This is a genomic window from Nonomuraea sp. NPDC050786 (assembly GCF_040654115.1).
Classification (GTDB): domain Bacteria; phylum Actinomycetota; class Actinomycetes; order Streptosporangiales; family Streptosporangiaceae; genus Nonomuraea.
Genome location: NZ_JBFAHJ010000022.1, coordinates 99,025 through 122,580, shown reverse-complemented (window position 1 = coordinate 122,580; position 23,556 = coordinate 99,025). Strand labels below are relative to the sequence as shown.

At 71.2% G+C, this 23,556-nt stretch carries 22 protein-coding genes; 7 read left to right on the top strand and 15 right to left on the bottom strand.

The features are described from left to right. Positions 1-18 precede the first annotated feature (18 nt). A complete protein-coding gene (wrbA, locus tag AB0H84_RS33530; protein WP_357613238.1) occupies positions 19-627 on the bottom strand; it encodes an NAD(P)H:quinone oxidoreductase in 609 nt (202 codons plus the stop codon). A gap of 430 nt (positions 628-1,057) precedes the next feature. Continuing rightward, positions 1,058-1,345, bottom strand: a complete 288-nt coding sequence (locus AB0H84_RS33525) for a DUF3040 domain-containing protein (protein ID WP_357613236.1) — start codon at positions 1,343-1,345, stop codon at positions 1,058-1,060. A 134-nt stretch (positions 1,346-1,479) separates the two neighbouring features. On the opposite strand from AB0H84_RS33525, the gene AB0H84_RS33520 reads away from it, so the two are divergent. Next, positions 1,480-2,511 carry an Rv2578c family radical SAM protein gene (locus AB0H84_RS33520; protein ID WP_357613233.1) on the top strand — a complete coding sequence of 344 codons (1,032 nt, stop codon included), beginning with the start codon at positions 1,480-1,482 and terminating at the stop codon, positions 2,509-2,511. 449 nt (positions 2,512-2,960) lie between these two features. Next, positions 2,961-3,920, top strand: coding sequence for a trypsin-like peptidase domain-containing protein (locus AB0H84_RS33515; protein ID WP_357613230.1), 960 nt, complete (start codon positions 2,961-2,963; stop codon positions 3,918-3,920). Positions 3,921-4,103: 183 nt separating this feature from the next. On the opposite strand, the gene AB0H84_RS33510 is transcribed toward AB0H84_RS33515, so the two are convergent. From AB0H84_RS33510 to crcB (AB0H84_RS33475), 8 genes are all read right to left on the bottom strand, one after another. Further along, complete coding sequence (locus tag AB0H84_RS33510; protein WP_357613227.1) at positions 4,104-5,582, bottom strand: glycosyltransferase; 1,479 nt, start codon at positions 5,580-5,582, stop codon at positions 4,104-4,106. 156 nt (positions 5,583-5,738) lie between these two features. Continuing rightward, complete coding sequence (locus AB0H84_RS33505) at positions 5,739-8,846, bottom strand: PDZ domain-containing protein (RefSeq protein ID WP_357613224.1); 3,108 nt, start codon at positions 8,844-8,846, stop codon at positions 5,739-5,741. Positions 8,847-8,969: 123 nt separating this feature from the next. Further along, on the bottom strand, positions 8,970-9,098 hold the full coding sequence (locus AB0H84_RS33500) for a hypothetical protein (protein ID WP_357613222.1): 129 nt from the start codon (positions 9,096-9,098) through the stop codon (positions 8,970-8,972). 61 nt (positions 9,099-9,159) lie between these two features. Next, a complete protein-coding gene (locus AB0H84_RS33495) occupies positions 9,160-9,387 on the bottom strand; it encodes a GTP-binding protein (RefSeq protein ID WP_357613430.1) in 228 nt (75 codons plus the stop codon). 124 nt (positions 9,388-9,511) lie between these two features. Further along, on the bottom strand, positions 9,512-10,453 hold the full coding sequence (locus tag AB0H84_RS33490) for a transposase (RefSeq protein ID WP_357613427.1): 942 nt from the start codon (positions 10,451-10,453) through the stop codon (positions 9,512-9,514). Positions 10,454-10,462: 9 nt separating this feature from the next. Continuing rightward, complete coding sequence (locus tag AB0H84_RS33485) at positions 10,463-10,675, bottom strand: hypothetical protein (RefSeq protein WP_357613219.1); 213 nt, start codon at positions 10,673-10,675, stop codon at positions 10,463-10,465. Between the two features lie 320 nt (positions 10,676-10,995). Next, positions 10,996-11,352, bottom strand: coding sequence for a fluoride efflux transporter CrcB (crcB, locus tag AB0H84_RS33480; protein WP_357613216.1), 357 nt, complete (start codon positions 11,350-11,352; stop codon positions 10,996-10,998). 31 nt (positions 11,353-11,383) lie between these two features. After that, positions 11,384-11,845 (bottom strand): fluoride efflux transporter CrcB, encoded by a 462-nt coding sequence (gene crcB / locus AB0H84_RS33475; RefSeq protein WP_357613214.1) that lies wholly within the window; start codon positions 11,843-11,845, stop codon positions 11,384-11,386. A gap of 71 nt (positions 11,846-11,916) precedes the next feature. Here crcB (AB0H84_RS33475) and AB0H84_RS33470 point away from each other — a divergent pair, with 71 nt between their 5' ends. Beyond that, a complete protein-coding gene (locus tag AB0H84_RS33470) occupies positions 11,917-12,630 on the top strand; it encodes an HNH endonuclease family protein (protein WP_357613211.1) in 714 nt (237 codons plus the stop codon). Here the strand turns inward: AB0H84_RS33470 and AB0H84_RS33465 are convergent. After that, on the bottom strand, positions 12,627-13,460 hold the full coding sequence (locus AB0H84_RS33465; protein WP_357613208.1) for an SGNH/GDSL hydrolase family protein: 834 nt from the start codon (positions 13,458-13,460) through the stop codon (positions 12,627-12,629). The genes AB0H84_RS33470 and AB0H84_RS33465 overlap by 4 nt on opposite strands. A 217-nt stretch (positions 13,461-13,677) precedes the next feature. Here AB0H84_RS33465 and AB0H84_RS33460 point away from each other — a divergent pair, with 217 nt between their 5' ends. Continuing rightward, complete coding sequence (locus AB0H84_RS33460) at positions 13,678-14,907, top strand: isochorismate synthase (RefSeq protein WP_357613205.1); 1,230 nt, start codon at positions 13,678-13,680, stop codon at positions 14,905-14,907. Between the two features lie 26 nt (positions 14,908-14,933). On the opposite strand, the gene AB0H84_RS33455 is transcribed toward AB0H84_RS33460, so the two are convergent. Continuing rightward, the gene (locus tag AB0H84_RS33455) at positions 14,934-15,554 is read right to left on the bottom strand and encodes a YigZ family protein (protein ID WP_357613203.1); all 621 of its coding nucleotides are present in this window, start codon (positions 15,552-15,554) and stop codon (positions 14,934-14,936) included. 116 nt (positions 15,555-15,670) lie between these two features. Here AB0H84_RS33455 and AB0H84_RS33450 point away from each other — a divergent pair, with 116 nt between their 5' ends. Then, positions 15,671-16,504, top strand: a complete 834-nt coding sequence (locus AB0H84_RS33450) for a metallophosphoesterase (RefSeq protein ID WP_357613201.1) — start codon at positions 15,671-15,673, stop codon at positions 16,502-16,504. Here AB0H84_RS33450 and AB0H84_RS33445 read toward each other — a convergent pair. After that, positions 16,498-17,736, bottom strand: coding sequence for a right-handed parallel beta-helix repeat-containing protein (locus AB0H84_RS33445; protein ID WP_357613198.1), 1,239 nt, complete (start codon positions 17,734-17,736; stop codon positions 16,498-16,500). The genes AB0H84_RS33450 and AB0H84_RS33445 overlap by 7 nt on opposite strands. A 177-nt stretch (positions 17,737-17,913) precedes the next feature. On the opposite strand from AB0H84_RS33445, the gene AB0H84_RS33440 reads away from it, so the two are divergent. Both AB0H84_RS33440 and AB0H84_RS33435 read left to right on the top strand, forming a co-directional pair. Next, the gene (locus AB0H84_RS33440; RefSeq protein ID WP_357613195.1) at positions 17,914-18,498 is read left to right on the top strand and encodes a helix-turn-helix domain-containing protein; all 585 of its coding nucleotides are present in this window, start codon (positions 17,914-17,916) and stop codon (positions 18,496-18,498) included. Continuing rightward, positions 18,498-19,796 carry an MFS transporter gene (locus AB0H84_RS33435; RefSeq protein WP_357613193.1) on the top strand — a complete coding sequence of 433 codons (1,299 nt, stop codon included), beginning with the start codon at positions 18,498-18,500 and terminating at the stop codon, positions 19,794-19,796. Before AB0H84_RS33440 ends, AB0H84_RS33435 begins: the two co-directional genes overlap by 1 nt. Here AB0H84_RS33435 and AB0H84_RS33430 read toward each other — a convergent pair. Both AB0H84_RS33430 and AB0H84_RS33425 read right to left on the bottom strand, forming a co-directional pair. Further along, positions 19,786-21,414: a hydantoinase B/oxoprolinase family protein gene (locus AB0H84_RS33430; RefSeq protein WP_357613190.1), complete on the bottom strand. Its 1,629-nt coding sequence runs from the start codon at positions 21,412-21,414 to the stop codon at positions 19,786-19,788. The genes AB0H84_RS33435 and AB0H84_RS33430 overlap by 11 nt on opposite strands. After that, complete coding sequence (locus AB0H84_RS33425; RefSeq protein WP_357613187.1) at positions 21,411-23,438, bottom strand: hydantoinase/oxoprolinase family protein; 2,028 nt, start codon at positions 23,436-23,438, stop codon at positions 21,411-21,413. The genes AB0H84_RS33430 and AB0H84_RS33425 overlap by 4 nt, the downstream gene beginning before the upstream one ends. Positions 23,439-23,556: the final 118 nt, after the last annotated feature.

Genomic DNA, 23,556 nt, shown 5'->3' with positions numbered 1-23,556 from the left:
TGGGTGTTCCCTGGTGGATCAGGCGGCGCGGCCGGCCTTGAGCAAGGCCGCGGTGTCGACGAGGCGGCGGGCCTGGTGGCGGGCCGCCTGCAGGGCCACCTCACCGGGTACGCCATCGCCGGCCACGTGGGAGGTGCCGTAAGGATTGCCTGACTGGAACTGGATGGGGTCGGTGTAGCCGGGGGGAACGATGATGCCGCCCCAGTGGTAGAAGGTGTTCCCCAACGCCAGGATGGTGGATTCCTGTCCGCCGTGGGCGGTGTTCGAGGCGGTGAAAGCCGAGTACACCTTGTCCGCGAGCTGGCCCTGGTACCACAGCGGACCGGTGGTGTCGATGAACTGCCTGAGCTGACTGGCCGGGTTGCCGAAGCGGGTGGGGGTGCCGAACAGCACCGCGTCGGCCCACACCAGGTCGTCGTGGCCGGCCTCGGCGATGTCGGCGGTGTCTTGCAGGTGCCGGCCCCAGGCCGGATTGGCGCCGATCGCCGCGGGTGGGGCCGTTTCGGCGACCTTGCGCAGCCGCACATGCGCTCCGGCCTTCTCCGCGCCCTCGGCGGCGGCTTGGGCCAGAGCGTGCACGGTGCCGGTGGCGCTGTAGTAGATGACGGCGATGTTCACGGGTTCCATGACCGGTTCACTTCCTTCGCGTTTCGGTTCACCGGTACGACGACACAGCCCCGCGCAATGTCAGGAGACAGCGCCACACCCCCGGAGCGCGCCTCACCCCTCGGGGCCTCAGTGGCCTCGGGACATCAGAGGCTGGGCAGGCCCTCCGGAACGCCGTCCAATGCCAGGTGACAGCCCATGCCGGGGCTCGAGGCGCCCGTGCAGGTTCAGGCGGGTCCAGAACAGGGCCGTCAGGCCGCGCCGGTCGGCCGCCGCGATCCGCTTTCGTCAGGCGGCATCGCGCGGCACGATCTGGATCAGGCGGATGCCGGGGCCATGCCGTTCAGAACGAACCAGTGGCGAAGGGGATCCGGCCAGGTCGAGGTGGGCCGGGAGCTGGGCGGGGGTGGCCGGCCAGGAGGGATGGGCCGGGCTGAGGTGGGGTGAGTGGTCAGAAGGCGGCGGCGAGGGCCAGTGCGGCGGCGGCCTCGTGGCGGAGGACCATGATCAGAAGCGTGGCGATCAGCGTGGCGATGAGGAGCCAGCTGATCAGGATGATGACCGTCGAGCGGCGCGGCCGGGGCCGGGGGACTCGCTGCGCCCTGGCCTTGGCCTTCTCCTCGCTACGGCGCACTCGCTCGTTGAACGACTCCAGCCGTGCGACGAGTCGCGGATCGTCGTCGACGAGGTGCTGCTCGATCTGGGCGAGCATCCGCTCCTCGTCCTGCGACCAGGCCATAGGTGCACCTCCCGAACGCAAGCTCTGCGACGTCTTTCTGCCCAACCCTGAAGATCATTAGCCCCCAGCTGACCAGGTAATTGCAACCTCTTTTCGGTTTGCGATCAAGCTCGAACCTTTGTTCTAATCATGCCATGCGCTGGGACAACCTGCGCCTGGCCGGGGCCGGTCGGGACGAACCGGCCGTGCCGCTGTTCGCTCGCGGCGCGGTCACCCGCACCTTCGACACGCCCGAGTTCAAGGGGATGACCTTCTACGAGATCCAGGCCAGATCCATCATCAACCGGGTTCCTGGGGCGAGCCGGGTCCCGTTCGAATACACGATCAACCCCTACCGTGGGTGCACTCATCGCTGCATTTACTGTTTTGCCCGAAAGACGCACGAGTATCTAGATTTTGATGCCGGTGCGGACTTCGACTCGAAAATCGTCGTCAAGGTCAACGCCGCCGAGCTGGCCCGCAAGGAGCTGGCCTCGCCCCGCTGGGGTGGCCACCACGTCGCCATGGGCACGAACGTCGACTGCTACCAGCGCGCCGAGGGCCGCTACGGGCTGATGCGCGGCATCCTGTCCGCGTTGCGCGACGCCCGCAGCCCGTTCTCGATCCTGACCAAGGGCACGCTGATACTCCGCGACCTCGACCTGCTGACGGAGGCGGCCGACGTCACGGAGGTGAGCACCAACGTGTCCGCCGGCTTCATCGACCCGGCGATGTGGCGCGCGGTGGAGCCGGGCACTCCCCACCCGAGCAGACGGCTCGAGACATGCGCGACACTCAACGACAACGGAATCGCCTGCGGTGTCCTGATGGCCCCGATCCTCCCGTATCTCACCGACTCCCCCGCCCAGCTGGAGGCCACCGTCAAGGAGATCGCCGCCTCCGGCGCCACCCACGTCGCCCCGATCGTGCTCCATCTGCGGCCAGGGGCGCGGGAGTGGTGGCTGAAGTGGCTGTCGCGCGAGCATCCACGCCTGGTGCCCCGCTATCTGGAGCTGTACGGGCGGGGGGCGTACGCGCCGAAGTCGTACCAGGAGCGCGTGACCGGCCTCGTCAAGGAGCTGGCCGAACGCCACGGCGTCGGCCGTGCCACCCCCGCCATGGCCCGCCGCCTCCCACCCCGTCGCGAGTCCGACCGGGACCGGCCGGAGCAGTTGCGCCTGCTCTGACGTACTTCTACACGTTCGCCGTCGGCCGGATGGATGGATGGCGCGCCCAGCGGGGCCTGACGACGACCGGATGGCCGCGCGATGGATTCTGACGATGACCGGCAGCGCCGCGCGGCGGCACCCGACCAGACCGCAGGCCTCAGAGGCGCACGCCCGCCCACGGCCGACAGCCCTCAGAGGCGCACGCCCAACCACGACCGGCAGGCGTCAGAGGGGGCACGCCCGACCACAGCCGGCAGGCCTCAGCGAGGGCACGTCCGACCACGGCCGGATGGCGGCGATGCGGGGCGGCCGGCCGGTGAACGTGTGCTGCGGCGACGTGTACGGGATCTTCGTGTAGATGCGTGCTCGAACCAGCCCATCGACGACGTCCCGGCCAGTTGGCGTCAATCGGCACGGCGAGAGTTACGGTGTAATCACGTAATCCCCTTCTCGTTCGGGAGCCGTCCATGGCTGAGCCGCTCGACTCGTACTCCCAGATCGTGTCCACCGTTGCCGCAGAGCTGCTGCCGAAGGTCGCCAGTGTCCGCACCAACCAGGGCAGCGGTTCGGCAGTCGTCATCTCGGCAAGCGACTTCTCCCCCGCGAAGGAGTACACCCACGGCTCGCCGAGCTTTCTGCTGACCAACGCGCACGTCGTCGGGTCCTCCCGTGCCGGCACCGTCGCGTTCGCCGACGGGAGTTCGGGTGATTTCACCGTGGTCGGGCGGGATCCGCTGTCGGACCTGGCGGTGATCAGGGCGCAGACGGCCACGCCCGAGCCCGCCACGCTGGGCGACAGTGACAAGCTGGTCGTGGGCCAGCTCGTGGTGGCCGTGGGCAATCCGCTCGGACTGACCGGGTCGGTGACGGCCGGAGTGGTGTCGGGGCTGGGGCGGTCGTTGCCCGCGCGCAGCGGCTCGGCCGTACGGCTCATCGAGGACGTGATCCAGACCGACGCCGCGCTCAACCCGGGCAACTCGGGCGGCGCGCTGGCCGACTCCCGGGCCCGGGTGGTCGGGATCAACACGGCGGTGGCCGGGGTGGGCGTGGGGCTCGCCGTGCCGATGAACGGCACCACCCGTTCCATCATCGCCGCCCTGATCAGGGACGGGCGGGTGAGGCGGGCGTTCCTCGGGCTGGTCACCTCTCCCGCACCGCTGCCCGAGCCGTTGCGGCGGCGTACCGGGCAGGCGGGGGCGCTGCGTGTGATGGAGGTGGTGCCGGGCTCGCCCGCCCACCAGGCCGGGCTGCGCGCCGGCGACCTGGTGTTGAGCGCGGGCCGCAGCCCGGTGGGCGACGCGCAGAGCCTGCAGCGGCTGATGTTCGCCGACGCGATCGGCCGGCCACTGCCGATCACCGTCTACCGGAACGGCGCGCTCGTCGATGTCATCGCCGAGCCGGTGGAGCTCACGGGGTCCGGCGTCTGAGCCCGCCGATCACGGGCCCTCGAGCGCACCCGACCTCGCGTCTCATCAGCCCGCCGATCATGGACCTTCGGGCGCGCCCTTCATAGCGTCCCAGCGCGCCGCCCATTGCCCCCGGGCGCGCCTGTCATCGCCGTCCCAGCGCGCCGGCCATTTCAGGGCTGTCTGCTGCGGAGCCGGTGCAGGTCACGGGCACGGGGGCATGGCATCGGACGGATGAGCCGGACTCGGCTGCTCACTCCGTCCCGGCACGGTCGCCGCAGCCTCGCCCGATCGCGGCGCGGAGGTGGCGCCGTCAGATCCCGGCGCGGAGGTGGCGCCGTCAGATCCCGGCGCGGAGGTGGCGACGCCGCCCGGTCCCGGGGAAGCTGCGCCGTCCGGCGACGGCTCGGGGGCCGGGGGCTCCGGGCGGACGTACGTGCCGTCGCGCCGCGCCAGCAGCTCCGCCAGCAGCGCGTCCCACTGCTCCCCGATCGCATCCACGTCGTACGTCCGCGCCGTCTCCAACGCCCCCGCCGCCAGGCTGCGCCGCAGCTGCTCGTCCTCGATCACCCGGATGATCGATTCCGCCAGGTTGGCATTGGTACGCGGCTTGACCAGCAGCCCGTCGACCTCGTGCGTGATCATCTCCTTGGGCCCGTGCGGGCTGTTGAAGCTGACGATCGCCAGTCCCTTGGCCATGGCCTCCAGGATCGTCATCGGGAAGCCCTCGTGCCGGGAGCTAAGCACGAAGATCGACGCCTTCTCCAGCTCCGCCCCCACGTCGGACGTGGGTCCGGGCAGCTCGACCTTGTCCTCCAGCCCCGCCTCCCTGATCTGCTGCGCGAGGTTCTCCTCCTGTGGCCCGGCGCCGTAGATGCGCAGCTTCCAGTCGGGGTGGGCGGCGGCGACCGTCTCCCAGGCGGTGATGAGGCGGTGGAAGCCCTTGATGCGGGTCATCCTGCCGACAGCCACGGCGACCTTGGCGTCCAGTTTGGACACGTCACCGCTCATCGGCGGCACCGCGTTGGGGATGCGGGCCAGCTTGCGCGGCTTCTTCGGCAGCGTCTGGCGGTAGTCGCGCAGGTCGGCCTTGGTGAGCGTGACCAGGGCGTCGAGGCGGCGGTAGCGCCACTTGATGAGCTCCTGCATCGACTCGGCCTGGGTGCGCAGCGCCACGTGCTCCTGCCCGATCGTGATGACGCCCGGCTGCGCCAGCTGGGCCATCACCAGGTTGAGCCCCGGGCGGGTGGCCATCAGCACGCCGGTGTCGAGCGAGCGGATGTAGCGGGCCAGCTTGAGGTCGGTCCACAGGTTGAAGCGGTGGTACGCCGTCTCGTCCTTGGGGATGAGCCGGCTCGGCATCTTCGACAGCATCGCGCGCAGCGGGTCGGGGCTGGGGTTGAGCCGGTCGTCGATGAAGCGGAACTTCACCCTCGGGTCGATGGGGAAGAACGGCTCCTCGGCCTCCTTCAAGATGCTCACGATCTCGACGTCATGCTCCTTGGCCAGATAGCTGGCCAGGTTGAACACGGTCCTGATCGTCCCGCCCATCCCGTACGCGTGCAGGAGCAGGATGCGGACCTGCCTGGTGGACGGCGGGGGCGCGTTCTGAGCCTTGCGCCGGTTGTACCCCCGATAGAGCCGGCGCATGGCCGACTTTCCCTTGCGTGCCAGTGCGCGCACCTGACAAATCCCCTTTTATCGCCGGAAGAAGTCACAACACGTATGGCCGGCGGCAAGGAGCCCCACCACCGGCCTATTGTCTCGCTTCGGCAGAGTGCACTTGTTCATCCCCTATGTGCTAACCCCACCTATGATCTTTAGACGCTTGCAATGTCCTTAAGGTTGCATGCGCGGCCTATGCCGGGGATCAGGAGTGTGCGGCGGCTGTTCGGCGAGCAGGTCGAGCGCGACGTCGATGGCCCGCTGGAGCTGCGTGTCCACGCCTCTTGCGTAGTCCTGCGGGGTGATGTCGACCTCGATGTCGGGATCGGTGCCGTAGTTCTCGACCTGCCAGCCGACGTCGTCGAAGGCGAAGGAGAACTCCGGCTGCGTCGTCACCGTGCCGTCGGCGAGCTGGTGGCGCGGCCAGATGCCGATGACGCCGCCCCAGGTGCGCCTGCCGACCAGCGGGCCCAGCTTCAGCAGCTTGAAGGTGTGGCTGAAGATGTCGCCGTCGGAGCCCGCCCACTCGTTGGTGATCGCCACCAGCGGCCCGCGCGGCGACTCCGGCGGGTACGGCTCCGGGTCGCCCCAGCGCGGGTAGTCGTACCCGAGCCGCCGCCTGGCGAGCTTCTCCAGCAGCAGCGCCGAGACGTGGCCACCGCCGTTGAAGCGCACGTCCACGATGAGCGCCTGGCGGCCGTACTCGGCCAGGAACCCCCGGTGGAACTCCCCGAACCCCTCGGCCCCCATGTCGGGCACGTGCAGGTAGCCCACGCGCCCGCCGGAGCGCCGGTGGCATTCGGCGCGGTTGAGGTTCACCCAGTCGCGGTAGCGGGCCGGCTGCTCGTCGGCGAGGGTGCGCACGGTGACCGTGAACACCCGCTCCTCCCGGCGCAGCGTCAGCTCGACCTCCTCGCCGGCCTGGTTGACCAGGCGCTCGTTGGGGGTGGCGGCCGTTCCGATGGGAGCGCCGTTGATGGCGAGGACCGCGTCGCCCGTACGTACGTCGAGACCGAGCCGGTTCAGCGGCGAGGTCGCCTGGGGATCCCACGGGTCACCGGTCACGATGGAGCGGATGTGGTAGACGCCGTCGCGGTAGTCCCAGTCGACGCCCAGCTTGCCCTGGCTGTAGTCGGGACCGGGGCGGTATTCGCCGCCGCTCTCGTAGGCGTGGCTCGTGGCGAGCTCTCCGTGCAGCTCCCAGAGCAGGTCGGAGAATTCGCCGCGGGTCGTGACCCGCTCCACCAGGGGCCGGTAGCGGTCGTAGACGGCCGGCCAGTCGACGCCCGCCATGTCCTCGGTCCAGAAGTTCTCCAGCTGGAGCCGCCACGCCTCGCGGAACATCTGCCGCCACTCCGCCTCAGGGCAGACCGACACCTTGATCCGTGACAGGTCGATCCAGCCGCTCTCGCGCCCCGGCCCCTCCTCGTCGCCGGGCGCCTCGCCCGCCTTGACCACGCGCAGCCTGGCGTCCGCGCGGTAGAGCAGCGTCTTGTGGTCGCGGCCCAGCTCGAAGTCGGTGACGCCGTCGGCGAAATGCTCGTTCTTGCCCTTGGTGAAGTCGTACAGATGCAGGGAGTTCTCGCCCTCGAGCGGGCTGGTCAGGATCAGCACCTTGCCCTTGAGCCCGGCCACCCGCTCGTAGCGCCCCTCGGGCAGCGGGAACGCGGTGACGCGCCGGACCAGCCCGTCCAGGTCCACGTGCAGCGGCTCCGCCTCGTCGGAGTCGTCCTCGTCCTTCTCCCCCAGGGGCCGCTGCACGGGCACGAACGGGTCGGGCGCGTCCGCGCGCAGCGCCACCGCGTACGGACGGGTGCCGAGCGGGAAGCCCAGGTCGAACTGGAGCTGGTCGTAGACGGGCGAGAAGGTCCGCTGGCCGATGAAGTAGAGGTAGCGGCCCTGCGGGTCGAACGCCGGCATCGAGTCCTTCAGCACCGGCTCCGTGGCCTGCACCGTCCGTCCCGACTCGGGGTGGTGCAGCTTGATCGCGCTGGACTGGGGGCTGAGCGGGCTGGTGTACGCCAGCCAGCGCCCGTCGTGCGACCAGGCCGGGTCCTCCGGCGCGCCGTGCGGGTTGGCCTCGACCAGGTCGGACCGGCCGGTGGCCAGGTCTAGCAGGTGCAGCTCGTGGCGGTGGTTGACGACGGCCACCCGGTCGTGCACCGGGTCGGGGACGAGCGCGTTGACCCGGCCCAGCCTGGCCACCTCCGTGCCGCCCCCGCCCTCGTGGCCCTCGAGGATGACCAGGCGCTCCTCGTCGCCGTCGTCGCTGGCCGCCGCGATGAGCCGGGCGCCGTCGTTGAGCCAGGTCAGGAAGCGGTAGCGGACGCCGTCGGGCGAGCCGTACTGCTGCACGGGCCCCTCCCAGTCCGCCATCGCGTACGCCTTGCCGCGCGCGGTGACGGCCAGCGCGCTGCCGTCGGGGCTGAGCGTGGCGCTGTCGAGGTAGTCGGCGGGATCGACGAACCTGCGGTTGCGCTGCGTCCTGGAGCTGGCCAGTTGCACGTCGAGCCGGCGCGCCGGCTCACCGGGCTCGAGCAGGTAGAGGTCGGCGCCCGCGTGGTAGACCAGCCGGTGCCCGTCGCCGGACAGGTTGCGCGCGTAGTAGTCGTCGTGGTGGGTGTGCTTGCGCAGGTCCTGGCCGTCGGGGGTGCAGGAGTAGACGTTGCCGACGCCCTCGTGGTCGGAGATGAAGCACACCCGGCCGCCGCTCCAGCAGGGCGAGGCCAGGTTTCCCGGCAGCCTGATCAGCCGCCGGAACTCGCCGTCGCCGCGCGGGTCGATCCACAGGTCGCCGACCGTGCCGCCGCGGTAGCGCTTCCACCGCGCGGGGTCGGCGGTGTTGCGGCCGAGCACGATCATGCCTTCTGGGCCGTACGCGATCGAGTTGGCCGGTCCGTACGGAAGTCGCTCCGGCACGCCGCCCGGCGCGACGCGGTGCAGCCATTTGCGGCCCTCGAACGGCTGGGCGGCGTCGCTGGCGTAGAGGATGCGCCCCTCGGGGTCCCAGCCGGTGACCGTGCAGCGGGCGCCGTGGAAGGTGACCCGGCGGGCCGCGCCGCCGCCGGACGGCATGACGTACACCTCTTCCGGGCCCTCCTCGCGCCCGACGAACGCGAGCCGGTCGCCGCGTGGCGAGATGCGCGGGTAGCCCGCCTCGGCGAGCCCGGCGGTCAGGCGGAAGGCCCGCCCGCCCTGGGCGGAGACCATCCATAGGTCGTCCTCGGCGGCGAAGACGACCACGTCCTGGAAGACAGCGGGGAAGCGCAGGTAGGCCGACATGAGGGCAACTCCACGATCGAATCGACAGCCGGGAGCGCGAGGCCCCCGGCTGTCAGATCATGTCACTCGGGTCAGAGGAGTCACCGCTGCTGCCCAGCCGTCCGGCCGGGCAGGCGGGAGGGGTCATTCCTCGTCCGTGGACGTCTTCCGCGGCGTCTCCCTCTTGGTCTCCTTGGCCTGCCTGCTGGTCTTGATGGCCTGCTTCTTGGACTTGCCGGACTTCGCGGCGGGTTTCTTCTTCGTGTCTGCCATGGGAATCCCCCCTGTACGGACGTGTGCCCCCGAATGGTGCACTGTGCCCCTTAATACCCATCTATCGCCGAAACCCGACATACCGCCTACCGGATGGGCTGATCCCGGCGGACACACGCTCCACCTCGGCCACGAAGTCGCCGTGGCTGAGCGTGTCGACCAGGTTGACCCGGAGGTCGCCCGGGGTGAAGGAGGCTACGGCCGCGCGGATGGTGATGCCGCGACGGCGCTCTATCTCACGGGTGTCGGTCTGTGTGCTGCCCTCGTCGACGCTGCCGACTCGGTCGATGACGCCGGTCTCGAACAGCAGTCACTAAGTGAGACGGCCCTTGCCGCTTCTGCGCGCGCGAGGATGCCGATGTCAGGATGTGCATGATTGACTGCTCCCCTGTCTGAAGGCGGGGATTCCTGGCTCACGCTGCCCGACCGTCCGGCGGACAGTCGGGTCTTACGCGATCAGCACCAGCCGGGGCCAGACCAGCCCGGCTGAGCATCACGCGGGCGGAGTTCTTGTCCCTGGGGGATTCGGCTCCGCACGCGGTGCAGGTGTAGGTGCGCTCACCCAACGGCAGTGCGTGCTTGGCTCTCGCTCCGCACTGCGCGCAGTCCATCGTGGTGTGCGCGGGGTGGACCAGGCGGACGTCCCGCCCGTGCTTGCGACCCATCTCGACCAGGGCCTTCTTCGTGGCGCCGATGGCGGCGTCGGCAGCCTTGCGCGCCATGGTCGATTTGGCCAGGAACCTCGGCTTGAAGTCCTCCACCGCGAGCGCGTCATGATCGCGGACCACGGCTTTGGCCCACTTGCGGCCGGTGTCCTGACGCTGCCGGGCCACCTTCTTGTGCAGCTTGGCGGCCTGCCGCTTCGCTTGCCGGTAGCCGTTGGAGACAGCCTGGCCGCGCTGTGGTTTCCTGCGGGCCATCATCCGCTGGTAGCGGGCCAGCTTCGCGGCGGCTTTCCTGCCGTGCTCGGCGTGGGGAAGGTCGCACGTGCTGCTGGTGGTGGTCGCGGTCTCCTTCACGCCCCAGTCGATGCCGATCACTCGGCACGTGTCGGGCAGAGGCTCGGATCGGGCAAGGACGACGAAGGATGCGTACCAGTGGCCGAGGCTGTCGCGGTACACCCGCACCGACGACGGCTCGCCGGGCAGATCCCGCGACCACACCACAGTCACCACAATGCCGCCGGCCAACTGCAGACGGCCGTCCTTGAAGCGGAAGCCGCGCTTGGTGTAGTTGAGGCTCGGGCCGGCCAGGTCCTTCTTCTTAAAACGGGGCATCCCGGCCCGCTGCCGCACCGGCAGGCGTTCAATGATGTCCTTCACCGCCTTGGCCCGGGACTTGCCGAAGTCCCGGATGATCTGCTGCTACGGCACGCAGGAACCCGCGCGCAGCCACGGCGTGATCCGGCGGGCCTCGGTCAGCATCTTGTCGAGCTGGGCCGGGCCACAGGTCCGCTTGTCGCCGGGGTCGGCCTTGTTGTGCAGGTAGGTCTGCTGGGACTTGGCGACGCACTCGTTCCAGACCCACCGGCAGCGGTCCCACTCGGCCAGCAGCGCCGTCCGGGCGGTAGACGACACGCGAAGCCGGTAGGCGTACCGGGCGCTCCCGGACCCCTCCCACCCTCCTCCAGCGTCATCACGGCGGAACCGTACCACTACACCCGGTGACATGGATAAAGAAGTGCGCATCACCCTCAGACTCCCAGCGGACCTGCACAAACGCCTGACCACCGAAGCCCGCACCGACGGCGCTCCCTCAACTCCCATCTCCTCCACCCGATCGAGACCAGCCTCGCAACTCCCACGACAGACGACGAACCACCCTGACGGCGATCCGTCTCTTCCTGCCCTACTCCGCAGGAATCCGAATCCTCCCCGGCGCCTCTTCAAAGGACCTTTCACAGCGCCTGGGCCAGGGCCGCGCCGCAGTAGGCCGCGCCGAGCCCGGCCACCACGCTGGCGGCGGCGTTGGCCACCGCGTGGAAGCGCGCGCCCTCCTCCATCAGCCGCACCGTCTCGTACCCGAGCGTCGAGTACGTCGTCAGCGCCCCGCAGAACCCGGTGCCCGCCAGCGCCATGAACCCGCCCTCCGCGGGCAGCGCGACCAGGAAGCCGAGCAGCGCCGACCCGGCCACGTTCACCGCCAGCGTCCCCCACGGGAACACCGTGTCGTGCCGCGCCTGCACCGCCCGGTCGGCCAGATAACGCAGCGGCGCCCCGGCCGCCGCGCCCAGAACGATCAGCAGCACCGTCATCGAACGCCCCCCACGACGGCGGTCAGCACCGTCATCGAACGCCCGCCGGTCTCCCGGCGATCCGCCGGGTCAGCCACATGCCCGCGGTCACGGCCACGAGCGCCGCGGCCATCGTGGCCGCCAGGTAGACCAGGCCCGTCAGCGGCGCGCCCGCCGCGACCGCCCGCTGCACGTCCACCGCGTACGTCGAGAAGGTCGTGTACCCGCCCAGCACCCCCACACCCAGGAACGGCCGTACGAGCCGGTGCGCCTGCCGCACCTCCGTGATCACCACCATCAGCACCCCGATCAGCAGGCAGCCCGACACGTTGACCAGGAAGGTCGCCCACGGGAAGTCCGCCGGCCCGGCGGGCAGCGCCGACTGCAGGCCGTAACGTGCCAGGGCGCCCAGCGCGCCACCCGCCGCGATGGCCGCGAGCACGGGCCAGTGCAGCTCGGTACGCTGCGCCGGGACGTGGAGATCGACGTCCGGGTCGATCGGGCGATCAGTCACACAACCCTCCCCGTGTCAAAACATGGGATGCCGGGAATTCTCTAGACAACCTTGGATGCGCGGAGGCCTGCTTGAGCACGAAGGACGCCATTGCCCTTCTAGCGGGAGCCATCATCGTCGTTTCCCTCGTCGGCACTTCCAAGACCCATCCGGCCACCGCGGCGAGCCCGCTCGGCAACGCCAGCGGCACGCTGCCCGGCCTGGCACCCATCATCTCCGACGCCGACAAGGCCAGAGCACGCGCCCTCATCAAGCGCCTGCGCGTCAAGGGCTTAGGCCCCAACACCGGCTACGAGCGCACCCGCTACGGCGCGAACTGGGCCGACAGCGCGATCGGCGTACCGTACGCGCGCAACGGCTGCCGCACCCGCGACGACCTGCTGGCCCGCGACGGGCAGAACGTGAAGTACCGGGCGGGCTCCAGTTGCGAGGTCGTCTCCATGGAGCTGACCGACCCCTACACCGGCAGGACCATCTACTGGCGCAAGGCCAATGCCGACGAGGTGCAGGTCGATCACGTGGTGCCGCTGAACTACGCCTGGCGCATGGGCGCGCCGCGCTGGCCGATGTCCAAGCGGCTGGACTTCGCCAACGACCCCCTGAACCTGCTGCCCGTGGACGGGGAGGCCAACGAGCAGAAGGACGCCTCGGGGCCGGCCGGCTGGCTGCCGCCGCAGCGGCGCATCCGGTGCGCGTACGTCACCCGCTTCGCGCAGGTCGCCCTCAAGTACGACGTGCCGGTCCGGGCGGCCGACAAGCGGATGATGCTCGACCAGTGCCGTTAGCGGGGGTCGATCCAGGTGAAGCCGTGCTCGAACGTGAGCTTCGCCAGGATCTGCTGTCCGGCCGTGTTCGGGTGGAAGTAGTCCCACTTGCTGACGTGGTCGAGCGTGAACGGGAACGAGAACACGGCCCCGCCGTCGGTGTGGCAGGCGGCGCCGAAGGCGGAGCACGCCTCGGCCGCCTCGTGGTTGTAGGCCATCACCCGCGCCCGCACCCGGTCGCGGCGCTGGGCGTCGGCCTGCTTGATCGAGTCGGGCCTGGCGAGCATGGTCTGGCAGATGCGGCCCACCGTCCAGAACGTCCGCGCCAGCGCGCTGGCCTTGCCGACCTTCCACAGCCGCCGCAGGTCGGGGATGCTGGCGATGAGCACCCTGACCTCGGGAAGCCCGGCGCGCAGCTCGGCCAGCGCCGTGTCCAGCCGCTGCCGGTACGTCGCGACGGGCGTCATGGCCTGCTCGGTGCGGGTGCACGCGTCCTGCGCGCCCACCATGATCGTCACGTAGTCGGCCTTGGCCTCGACCGCCTTGCGGACCTGGCCCAGCAGGTCGGCGCTGGTCGATCCGGGGACGGCGAAGTTGAGGTTGTGCTTCTGGAGCGTTCCAGACATCTTGGACAGGCGCAGGTAGTGGCTGGCCACCAGCTCGTTGTCGCCGGTCGACCACGAGCGCGCGGTGCAGGAGACGTACAGGCCGCAGGCGTTGAAGCCGGTGGAGATCGAGTCGCCGAGCGCGGCCATCACCGCGGGCACGGCCTCACCCGTCGCGGCCTGGGCCGGACCGGTGGAGGAGACGAGAATCACTGCGGCGAGCACGGAGCCCAGGCGACGGATCATGGACCCAAGGTAGGAAGTGGATCATCGTCCGGCTATGGCGTTCCGGCAAGGTCTGTGATTTCAGGACCGACTTCATATCGCCGCTTGACAGGCCGGACGCGATCAGGTCGGGGCGAATCCGGGTCCGGCACCCGCGCTTTTCCGGGTTGTTGTCCGTAACCTCGCATTCACGGGGGTCCGAGTCGAACGTGTTCAGTTCCCGCATAGAGTGTCTTGGGTGAGTGTCGCGCTCGGAACAACCCGCCCGCTGCCGGTTCGCACCACCCCCGTAGGTGACCCGGGCGACCTGCTGGCATCCCTGCCCAGGACGGCGCCCTACGCCTGGGTCAGGAACGGCGAGGGCCTCGTCGGCTGGGGACAGGCCGCACGGGTGACCGTACCCCCAGGCCCCGGCAGGTTCGCCTGGGCCCGCCAGTGGCTGGCCACGGTGTTCGGCGACGCCCACGTGGACGACGCCGTGCGCACGCCCGGCTCCGGCCCGGTCGCCTTCGGCAGCTTCACCTTCGACGAGGACGCTCACGGCTCCGTCCTGGTCGTCCCGCGCGCCGTGCTGGCCCGCCGCGGCGGCCACGCCTGGCTCACCACGATCGGCGACGCGCCGCTGGAGACGTTCTCCCCCATCCGCGACCCCGGCCGCATCCGCTACGGCGACGGCAGCCTGACCGCGCCGGAGTGGGAGGAGGTCGTGGCCAGGGCCGCCAAGCGCATCCGTGAAGGAGAGCTGGAGAAGGTCGTGCTCGCCCGCGACCTGGTCGCCACCGCAGAGCGGCCCATCGACGTGCGGCTGCTGCTCACGCGGCTGGCCCAGCGCTATCCCGAGTGCTACACCTTCTCCGTCGCCGGGCTGGTCGGGGCGACGCCCGAGCTGCTGATCCGGCGTACCGGCCAGGAGATCGAGTCGCTCGTGCTGGCCGGCACCACCGCCCGCGGCACCGGCCCGGCCGACGACTTCGCGCGCGGCGCCGCGCTGCTCGCCTCGGCCAAGGACCGCCACGAGCACGAGTGCGCGATCGCCTCGGTCCGCCAGACCCTCGCCCCGCTCTGCTCCCGGCTGGAGACGCCGGACGAGCCGGAGCTGCTGGTGCTGCCCAACGTGCAGCACCTGGCCAGCCACGTCAGCGGGCGGCTGGCCGACGGGGCGTCCGTCCTCGACGTGGTCGCGGCCATGCACCCCACGGCCGCCGTCGGCGGCACCCCGACCCGCACTGCGATCGAGGTCATCCGGGAGCTGGAGGGCATGGACCGGGCCGGGTACGCCGGCCCCGTCGGGTGGATCGACGCCCACGGCGACGGCGAGTGGGGCATCGCGCTGCGCTCGGGGCTCATCCAGGGCCGCCGGGCCCGCCTGTTCGCGGGCGGCGGCATCATGGGCGACTCCGACCCGGCCGCCGAGCTGGCCGAGGCCCAGGCCAAGTTCCGCGTGATGCAGTACGCCCTGGAGGGCTGATCAGGCGGGCCGATCAGGCCGGCCGATCAGGTGGGGACGTGGATGTCGTCGCCCACGTCCACGCGGGCCCGGCCGGCCGTCAGCGTGGCCACCCAGTCGGCGAACGGCGCCACCTCGTCTGCGCCCACCGCGACGGCGAAGGTGACCTCGCCCGCGTACGTCACGTCGCGCACCGGGTGGCGGGAGGCCCGCAGGTCGTTCTCCACCCGCCCGGCCTGGTCGTGCGCCACCGCGACGCGGACCAGCTTGGCCGGCACCATCCGCACCGGCTCGGCCCGGTCGAGGGTCTCGGTCACGGCGGAGCCGTACGCGCGTACCAGGCCGCCCGCCCCCAGCAGCGTGCCGCCGAAGTAGCGGGTCACCACGGCGACCACGTCGCTGAACCCCCTGCCCACCAGGGCCTGCACCATCGGCGTGCCCGCGGTGCCGCCCGGCTCACCGTCGTCGTCGCCCTTCTGTATGCGCTGCCCGATGACGTAGGCGGTGCAGTTGTGGTTGGCGCCGGGATGCTTCTGCCGCCGCTCGCCGATGAACGCGACCGCCTCCTCGACGCTGCGCGCGGGCGCCACGGCACAGATGAAGCGCGAGCGCTTGGCCTCCGTCTCGTGCTCGACGACGGTGGCGAGGGTGAGGTACGGCGCGGGCACATCCGACAGCGTATTGGGCGGTGCCGGCGGCGAGGGCACCGCCCGCATCCTGTGACGCCCGCCTGCCGCGTGGCATGCTCGTAGTCACACGCGAACTCACCCGAAGGTAGGCCCGCTTGTCCGGACAAGGCGAGAGCAGGTTGCTGGCCATCAGTGACCTGCACGTCGGCTACGCGGAGAACCGCGCCATCGTGCAGGAGCTGAAACCGGCCGGCCCCGGGGACTGGCTGCTGGTCGCGGGCGACGTCGGCGAGCGGCTGGCCGACATCGCCTGGGCGCTGGGGCTGCTGGCGGGCCGGTTCGAGCGGGTCGTGTGGGTGCCGGGCAACCACGAGCTGTGGACCCCGCCGGACGACTCGCCGGACCTGCGCGGCGCCGCCCGCTACGAGCACCTGGTCGCCATGTGCCGGGAGCTCGGCGTGCTGACCCCGGAGGACGACTACCCCGTGTGGGAGGGGGCGGGCGGGCCGGTCCGGATCGTGCCGCTCTTCCTGCTCTACGACTACACGTTCCGGCCGCCCGGCCACCACACCAAGGAGAGCGCGCTCGCCTACGCCCACAGCACCGGCATCGTCTGCACCGACGAGTACCTCCTGCACCCCGACCCGTACCCGAGCCGTGAGGCGTGGTGCCGGGCCAGGGTGGCGGCGACCGAGCGGCGGCTGGCCGGGCTCGACGACGTGCCGCTGGTCTTCGTGAACCACTATCCCCTGGTCCGCGAGCCGACCGACATCCTGCGCTATCCGGAGTTCGCCCAGTGGTGCGGCACGACGGCCACCGGAGACTGGCACACCCGCCACCCGACCGCCGCCATGATCTACGGCCACCTCCACATCCCCCGCGTCACCTGGTACGACGGCGTGCGTTTCGAGGAGGTGTCGCTCGGCTACCCGAGGGAGTGGCGGCGCCGGCCGGGCGGTCCCAAGCTGCTGCGCGAGGTCCTTCAGTAACCTCTGGTGATCCTCACCCCCGGCCCGATCTTCCGTGGCACCCCGATGCCGTCGATCAGGTTGCCGCTGGAGGCGACGGACATCGCCTTGCCTTCGCCGTCGCCCTTGGTGAGCAGGATGCCCGTCTCACGCCTGGTGCCGTGGCCCAGGATGGTGTTGCCGGTGATCGCCGCGTGGCCGGTGCCGTAGTTGACCGCGTCCAGCGCGAGGTAGACGAAGTTCACGTCCGGCGGCAGCGGCCCGGCGGTGGCCAGCGTGCGCTCCGGCGGCGCCGAGCCCTCCCGCCGGGCCCTGCCCAGTTCCATGCGCAGCGCCGCCAGCGCGTCCGGCGGCGGCAGGAACTTGTGGATCCGGTTGGCGGTGATCGTCGTGTTCGCCTCGCCCTGCAGGTCGCAGCGGATGCCGTAGTAGGTCTGCTTCGCCGTGCTCTCGGCGCCGAAGTCCTCGATGTAGTTGTTCTGGATCGAGGTGCCGAAGCAGCGGTGGGCGTCGATGGCGTTCTTCGGTGTCGCGTACAGGTGCAGGTCGCTGAGCGTCCAGCCGGCCGCGTTGTCGCTCTGGATGGCGTGCGTGCCGCTGAAGCCGATCCAGGAGCGCTGCAGCGTCCAGTCGGTGACGGAGTTGCCGGGGTCGACGACCCGCAGCCCCGCCTCGGCGGCGCCCTCGATGTAGACGTCGCTGATGACGCTGTTGACCATGGTGTTCTTCAGCAGCGTGCCGTTCTGCGACGGGTTGCTGATGCGGATGCCGTCGGAGGGCGTGCCGTAGATGTCCACGTCGTACACGCGGGTGTTCCAGGAGCGCAGCAGCAGCCCGACGGTGCCGGTGTTGTGGTCCCGGTTGCCGTCGATCGTGAGCTTCTCGACGCGGATCGTGTCGCCGCTGTACTCGGTGTTCTTCACCCACCCCTCGGAGGCGAGCACCGCGGGCAGGTTGGCGCCGTCGGCCTGCCTGAGCACCGCCCCGGCCTTGGCGTCGCCCCGGTACGTGCGCCGGTCCGGCAGGCTGATCGTGGCGTTGATCAGGCACGGTCCCTTGATGACGATCTCGTCGCCCTCCTTGGAGGAGTCGATCGCGGCCTGCAGCATCCGGGCGTCGGCGGCGGTGTCGGCGCAGACCGCCTCGACCCTCGCGGCCGCGGCGGGCGCCGTCGGCATGAGGATGGCGGCCCCCGTCACGGCCATGGCGAGAGCGGCGCCGCCGGCGAGCAGGCGGCTCGGTAAATGACGCACTGTCGGTCCTTCCGTCAGAACGATGTCACCGGGGACGCGGCACCCCCGAGCGTCCCCGTGTCGATCATTCTCACCGGGCGGGGAGCCGGTGTTGATCTCTTTTCGGGCGCGAAAACCGCAAACACTTCTTCGCGAAGAACTCTTTGCGAAGAAGTGTTTGCGGTTTAACCTTCTGGCATGACGCCATCCCCTGAGAGCGTGGTCGTCCTCGACGCCAAGGGTCTGCGGGCCCTCGCCCATCCCGTGCGGGTGCAGCTCGTGGACCTGTTGCGCAAGCACGGCCCGTCGACTGCCACCCGCCTGGCCGAACGCCTGGGGGTGAACTCGGGGACGGCCAGCTATCACCTGCGCAGGCTCGCCGCCGCCGGGTTCGTCGAGGAGGACGCCGAGCGCGGCAACGCGCGGGAGCGCTGGTGGCGCTCGGTCCACCGGACGACGCGCCTCACGGACGAGGGCGGGCTGTCCGAGCGCGAGCCCGAGGCGGTGCTGGCGTACCTGCAGTCCATCGCCGCGCTCTACAACCTGCGCACGCAGCAGGCGCTCAACGAGATGCAGACCATGCCGGAGCCGTGGCGGCGCGTGCTCGACCTCAGCTCGTACGCGTTCCGCCTCACCCTGGAGGAGGCGGGACAGCTGCGGGAGGACCTGGGCGCGCTCGTCGCGCGCTACCGGCGTGACGGGGAGGAGGCGCCGCCGGACGCGGTCCGGGTCTACCTGATGACGCAGGTCCTGCCCGAGCCGGAGGATGCGGAGGAGTCGTGATGGAGCCGCGCCGGTCCTTACGGCCGATGGCAGGGGTCCTCGCGGCCATGACCGTGTCGATGACCGCGACCCGCGTGTCGGCCATCGCGCTGCCCTGGTTCGTGCTGACGAGCACCGGGAGCGCCGCGTTGACGGGGGTGGTGGCGTTCGCGGAGATGGCCCCGTACGTGCTGGTTAAGGCGCTGACCGGGCCGCTCGTCGACCGGGCCGGGCCACGCCGGATCTCGTGGGTCTGCGACGTCGTGAGCGCCTCGGCCGCCGCCGCGGTGGTCCTGCTGCACGCTGCCCACGTGCTGCCGCCGGCCGCGCTCATCGCTCTCGTCGCGGTGATCGGCGCGGCCCGGGGGCCCGGGGACCTGGCCAAGGAGATCATGGTCCCGGAGGCGGCCGAGCGCGGGCGGGTGCCGCTGGAGCGGGCCACCGGGCTGATGGGCGTGACGGAGCGGCTGGCCTCGACGCTGGGTCCCGGGCTGGGCGGCGCGATGGTGGCGCTGCTCGGCCCGCTGGCCGGCCTGGTCATCAGCGCGGTCTGCTTCGCGCTCGGCTCGATGGTCGTGGCCGCGGCGCTGCCAGGCGGCATGGGACACCGCGCGCCCGCGTCAGGAGAGCAGCAGGAGGGATACTGGCGGCGGTTCGGCCAGGGCTTCGCGTTCCTGCGCGGCGAGCCGCTGCTGCTCGCGATCATCGTCATGGTCGGCGTCACCAACCTGCTGGACGCGGCCTTCAGCCAGGTTCTCGCGCCCGTGTGGGCGAAGGAGTCCGGCCACGGCCCCGCCGTCCTCGGGCTGAACAGCAGCGTGACGGGGCTGACCGCGGTCGGGGGCAGCCTGGTGGCCGCCATGGTGGCGCACCGGATGCGGCGCAGGCCGGTGTTCTTCGTGGCGTTCCTGATCGCCGGGCCGCCGCGCTTCCTCATCCTGGCCACGGACGCGCCGGTCTGGGCGCTGGTGTCCGTGTTCGCGGTGTGCGGGTTCGCCGCCGGTTTCCTCAACCCGATCCTGGGCGCGATCTCTTACGAGCGGGTGCCCCGCCACCTGCTCGGCCGGGTGAACGCCCTGCAGAGCTCGCTCGCCTGGGCCGGCATCCCGCTGGGCGGGCTGCTGGGCGGGGCCGCCGTGACGGCGGTGGGCCTGGCGCCCGTCCTGCTGGTGTCCGGGGTCGCCTACGGGCTCACCACGAGCCTGACGGGGCTGCGTCGCGAATGGCGGGAGATGGACCGGCTGCGCGGGCAGGGTCCGCCTGCCGTACCGGCGCCGGAGGAGAGCGCCGGTACGGTGGGTGACCGGCTCAGCGGGTGATCATGCCCTGGGCCAGGTCAGCGGCCGTGGCCGTGTGGGAGCGGCGCCCGGCGGGGCCGTAGCCGCCGCCCCCGCCCGTCTCGCAGCGCAGCACGTCCCCGGCCTTGACCGGCAGGGCGTTCACCTTGAGCAGCTCGCGGGCGTCCGGGGTGCCCGGGTTGAGGATGACGCGCGGCGGCGCGCCCGCCTCCCCGCCGGCCAGGCCCCAGGCCGGGGTGACCGAGCGCTCGAACCACAGCGACAGCGACGTGTCGCCGCAGAACTCGTACTCGCGCACCGCCCCGTTCCCGCCCCGCCACTGCCCCGCGCCGCCGGTGCCCGGACGGACCTCGTAGCGGCGCACGCGCACCGGGAAGAGGGTCTCCAGCACCTCGATGGGCATGTCCCGCAGGGCGCCGTTGACGTTGTTGATCAGGCAGTCCTCGCCGTCGCCGCCCTCCCAGGCGCCCCAGCCGCCGACCGTGGCCTCCTGGGAGACGTACAGCTTGCCGGTCCGCGGGTCCGTGCCGGTGAACTGCACGATCATCGAGTCCCCGTACGAGGCCGCGGCCGCCTTGCCCGGCAGCACGGGCGCCAGCGCCTTGACCACCAGGTCGATGAGGAGCCCCAGGTGCGAGTAGTAGTACTGGCAGGCGGCGGGCGACTCGGCGGCCAGCATCGAGCCCGGCCGCGTCTCCACCGACAGCGGCCGGAACGAGCCCCCGTTGAGCGGCACGTCACCCGAGACCAGCAGCTTGTAGCCGACGCGGACGGCGGCCACGGCCTGGGCCGCGCCGCAGTTGACCGGGCCGGTCGCCTGGTCGGCGCAGTCGGTCAGGTCGACGCGCATCGACTCGCCCGACACCGCGACCGTGACGTTGACGGGCAGGGGCGTGTCCAGGTCGATGCCGTCGTTGTCGAGGTAGCCGGACGCCCCATAGACGCCGTCGGGGATGGCTGCGATGGCCGCGCGCTCCATGCGCTCGGTCTGGGCGAAGATCTCGTCGCGGGCCGCCAGCACCGTCTCCAGGCCCCATCGGGAGACGATCTCCTTCAGCCGCCGCTGCCCGGTCATGGCGCAGCTCACCTGAGCGCGCAGGTCGCCGAGCGTGGCGTGCGGGAAGCGCACGTTGCGGGCGATCAGCTCGTGCAGGTCGCGGCAGGGCTCGCCGCCCGCGTACGCCTTCACCGGGCCCATCCGCAGGCCCTCCTGGAAGATCGACGTCGAGTCCATGGAGCCGCCGGGGTCCTTGGAGCCGACGTCCAGCCAGTGGGCCCGCGACGCCGCGAACCCCGCCGGCTCACCGTCCACGAAGATCGGCCCGTAGACGGTGACGTCGTTGAGGTGGGTGCCGCCGATGTAGGAGTCGTTGAGCACCCACACGTCGCCCTCCTGCCAGACCTCGCGCCCGTACAGGCGCTCGGTCTCGCGGGTGCACACCTCCAGGTTGCCCAGGAAGATCGGCAGGCCGGACGACTGGCCCAGCACGTTGTGGTCGCGGTCGAGCAGCGCGACCGCGCAGTCCTTGGCCTCGTAGATGACGGGGGTGTAGGAGCTGCGGATGAGGGTGGTGTTCATGTCCTCCGCCGCCTGGAGCAGGGCGCAGCGGATGATCTCGGTGGTGACGGGGTCGATCACAGGGAGTCCACCTTCACGATGAGGAAGCCGTTGGGGTCCACGGCGGCCACGCAGCCGGGCGGGATGACCGTGGTCGCGGTCTCCTCGACCACGATCGCGGGTCCGGACAGCTCGCCGTCCAGGGCGGAGCGCCGCAGCACGGGCGTGCGGTGCACGGTCCCGTCGAAGATCACGTCCCGTACGTGCCCGGCCTGCTCCTCGGGGGCCTCCGGCACGGCGGCGGCGGTGCGCGGGAACGAGCCGAACCCGGTGCTGCGCAGCATGACGAACTCCACCGGCGCCTCCGGGGTGGCGTGCCCGTACCGGCCGGTGTGCGCCTCGGCGTAGCGGGCCGCGATCGTCTCGAGGAAGCCGGGGCCGGCGGGCTCGGCCGCGTCGCGCAGGGGGATGGTGAGCGTGTAGTCCTGTCCCTCGTAGCGCATGTCCACGGCGTGCTCGACCCGGCGCCGCTCCTCCGGCACGCCCTGGGCGGAGAGCGCCGCCAGGGCCTCCTCCCCCAATGTCGCGAAATTTCGTGCCATGTCAGCGCCGTCGAGCACGTCCTGCGGCCGGAAGTACGGCTGCGTCAGATCCCGGCGCACGTCGGCCTCCAGCATCCCCCACGCCGAGAACGCCCCGGGGAAGCGCGGCACCACCACCTCGGAGATCCCCAGCTCCCGCGCGATGAACGCGGCGTGCATCGGCCCCGCTCCCCCGAACGCCACCAGCGCGAACTCCCGGGGCTCGATCCCGTGCTCCACCGTCAGGGTGCGGATCGCCTGCGCCATCTTGGCGTTGGCCACGTCGCAGATCCCCTCGGCGAGCAGCAGCGGATCGAGGTCCAGCTCGCCGGCCAGCGCGGCGACCGCCGTACCGGCCGCCTCCACGTCCAGCGTCATCAGCCCGCCCGCGAACCACGCCGGGTCCACCCGCCCGAGCACCACGTTGGCGTCGGTCACCGTGGCCCGCGTGCCGCCCCTGCCGTAACAGGCCGGTCCGGGCACGGCCCCGGCGGACGCGGGCCCCACGCGCAGCGCGCCCGCCTCGGAGTAGGCGAGGGAGCCGCCGCCCGCGCCGATGGTGTGCAGGTTCACGATCGGCATGAGCACCGGGTAGCCCTCGATGCGGGCCTCGGCGCTGACGTCGGGCCGCCCGTTCACCACGAGCGACACGTCGAACGACGTGCCGCCCATGTCGATGCAGATCGCGTTCTCCCTGCCCATGAGCCTGGCCGCCGCGACCCCGCCCATCGTGCCGCCCACCGGCCCGGACAGCAGCGTCTGCAACGGCCTGCGCATCGCGTACGAGGCGTTGACCAGCCCGCCCGACGACTGCATCACGTGCACCGGCACCGCCAGGCCCCGCTCGGCGAAGCGCCGCTCGATCCTGGCCAGGTAGCGGCGCACGACAGGGCCGGTGTACGCCTCCAGCACCGCCGACGAGGTCCGCTCGTACTCCCGCCACTCCCGTGCCACCTCGTGCGAGAGCACGACCAGCACGTCCTCGCCCAGCTCCGCGCGCAGGATCTCGCCCGCCCGCAGCTCGTGCGCCGGGTTGGCGTAGGAGAACAGCAGGCACACGGCCACCGCGTCGAACCCCTCCGCGCGCGCCCGCCGCGCCGCCGCCCGCACCGCCTCCTCGTCGAGGGGGACGAGCTCCTGCCCCCGGTAGTCCAGCCGGCCGCCCGCCTCCATGACGTCCTGGCGCGGCACGAGCGGCACGGGTTTGCGATAGCGCAGGTCGAACATGCGGTCGCGGTTGCCCCTGGCGATCTGGTAGACGTCCCTGCCGCCCTGGCTCGCCAGCAGCAGCACCCGGGCGCCCTTGCGCTCGAGCAGCGCGTTGAGCCCCTGCGTGGTGCCGTGCACGAAGAACGAGATCTCCGCGGGGTCGTCCACGACCCGGCCGAGCGCGGCGAACACGCCTTCGGCCAGATCTCCCGGAGTGGTGGGCGCCTTCGAGGCGGTGACGGCCCCGCTCCGCTCGTCGTAGCACACGACGTCGGTAAAGGTGCCGCCGATGTCCATGGCGACGCGATAACTCATGCGCTGCACCGTACGCGCTCCCGCGGGCTTCCCGCATGTGCGGCCCGCACAGGCGGAGGCGCCTTCCAGCGCATCCTGTAAGCCTGTGCGGCCCGCCCTGCGGCTCGCCTCAATGGCG

What these genes read in the sequence shown, in the direction of transcription:
- AB0H84_RS33435 (WP_357613193.1), top strand. Translation starts at nt 18,498, where the DNA reads ATGGAGCCGCGCCGGTCCTTACGGCCGATGGCAGGGGTCCTCGCGGCC.
- AB0H84_RS33505 (WP_357613224.1), bottom strand. Translation starts at nt 8,846, where the DNA reads ATGTCGGCCTACCTGCGCTTCCCCGCTGTCTTCCAGGACGTGGTCGTC.
- AB0H84_RS33465 (WP_357613208.1), bottom strand. Translation starts at nt 13,460, where the DNA reads ATGATCCGTCGCCTGGGCTCCGTGCTCGCCGCAGTGATTCTCGTCTCC.
- AB0H84_RS33515 (WP_357613230.1), top strand. Translation starts at nt 2,961, where the DNA reads ATGGCTGAGCCGCTCGACTCGTACTCCCAGATCGTGTCCACCGTTGCC.
- AB0H84_RS33425 (WP_357613187.1), bottom strand. Translation starts at nt 23,438, where the DNA reads ATGAGTTATCGCGTCGCCATGGACATCGGCGGCACCTTTACCGACGTC.
- crcB (WP_357613216.1), bottom strand. Translation starts at nt 11,352, where the DNA reads ATGACGGTGCTGCTGATCGTTCTGGGCGCGGCGGCCGGGGCGCCGCTG.
- wrbA (WP_357613238.1), bottom strand. Translation starts at nt 627, where the DNA reads ATGGAACCCGTGAACATCGCCGTCATCTACTACAGCGCCACCGGCACC.
- AB0H84_RS33525 (WP_357613236.1), bottom strand. Translation starts at nt 1,345, where the DNA reads ATGGCCTGGTCGCAGGACGAGGAGCGGATGCTCGCCCAGATCGAGCAG.
- AB0H84_RS33520 (WP_357613233.1), top strand. Translation starts at nt 1,480, where the DNA reads ATGCGCTGGGACAACCTGCGCCTGGCCGGGGCCGGTCGGGACGAACCG.
- AB0H84_RS33500 (WP_357613222.1), bottom strand. Translation starts at nt 9,098, where the DNA reads ATGGCAGACACGAAGAAGAAACCCGCCGCGAAGTCCGGCAAGTCCAAG.
- AB0H84_RS33440 (WP_357613195.1), top strand. Translation starts at nt 17,914, where the DNA reads ATGACGCCATCCCCTGAGAGCGTGGTCGTCCTCGACGCCAAGGGTCTG.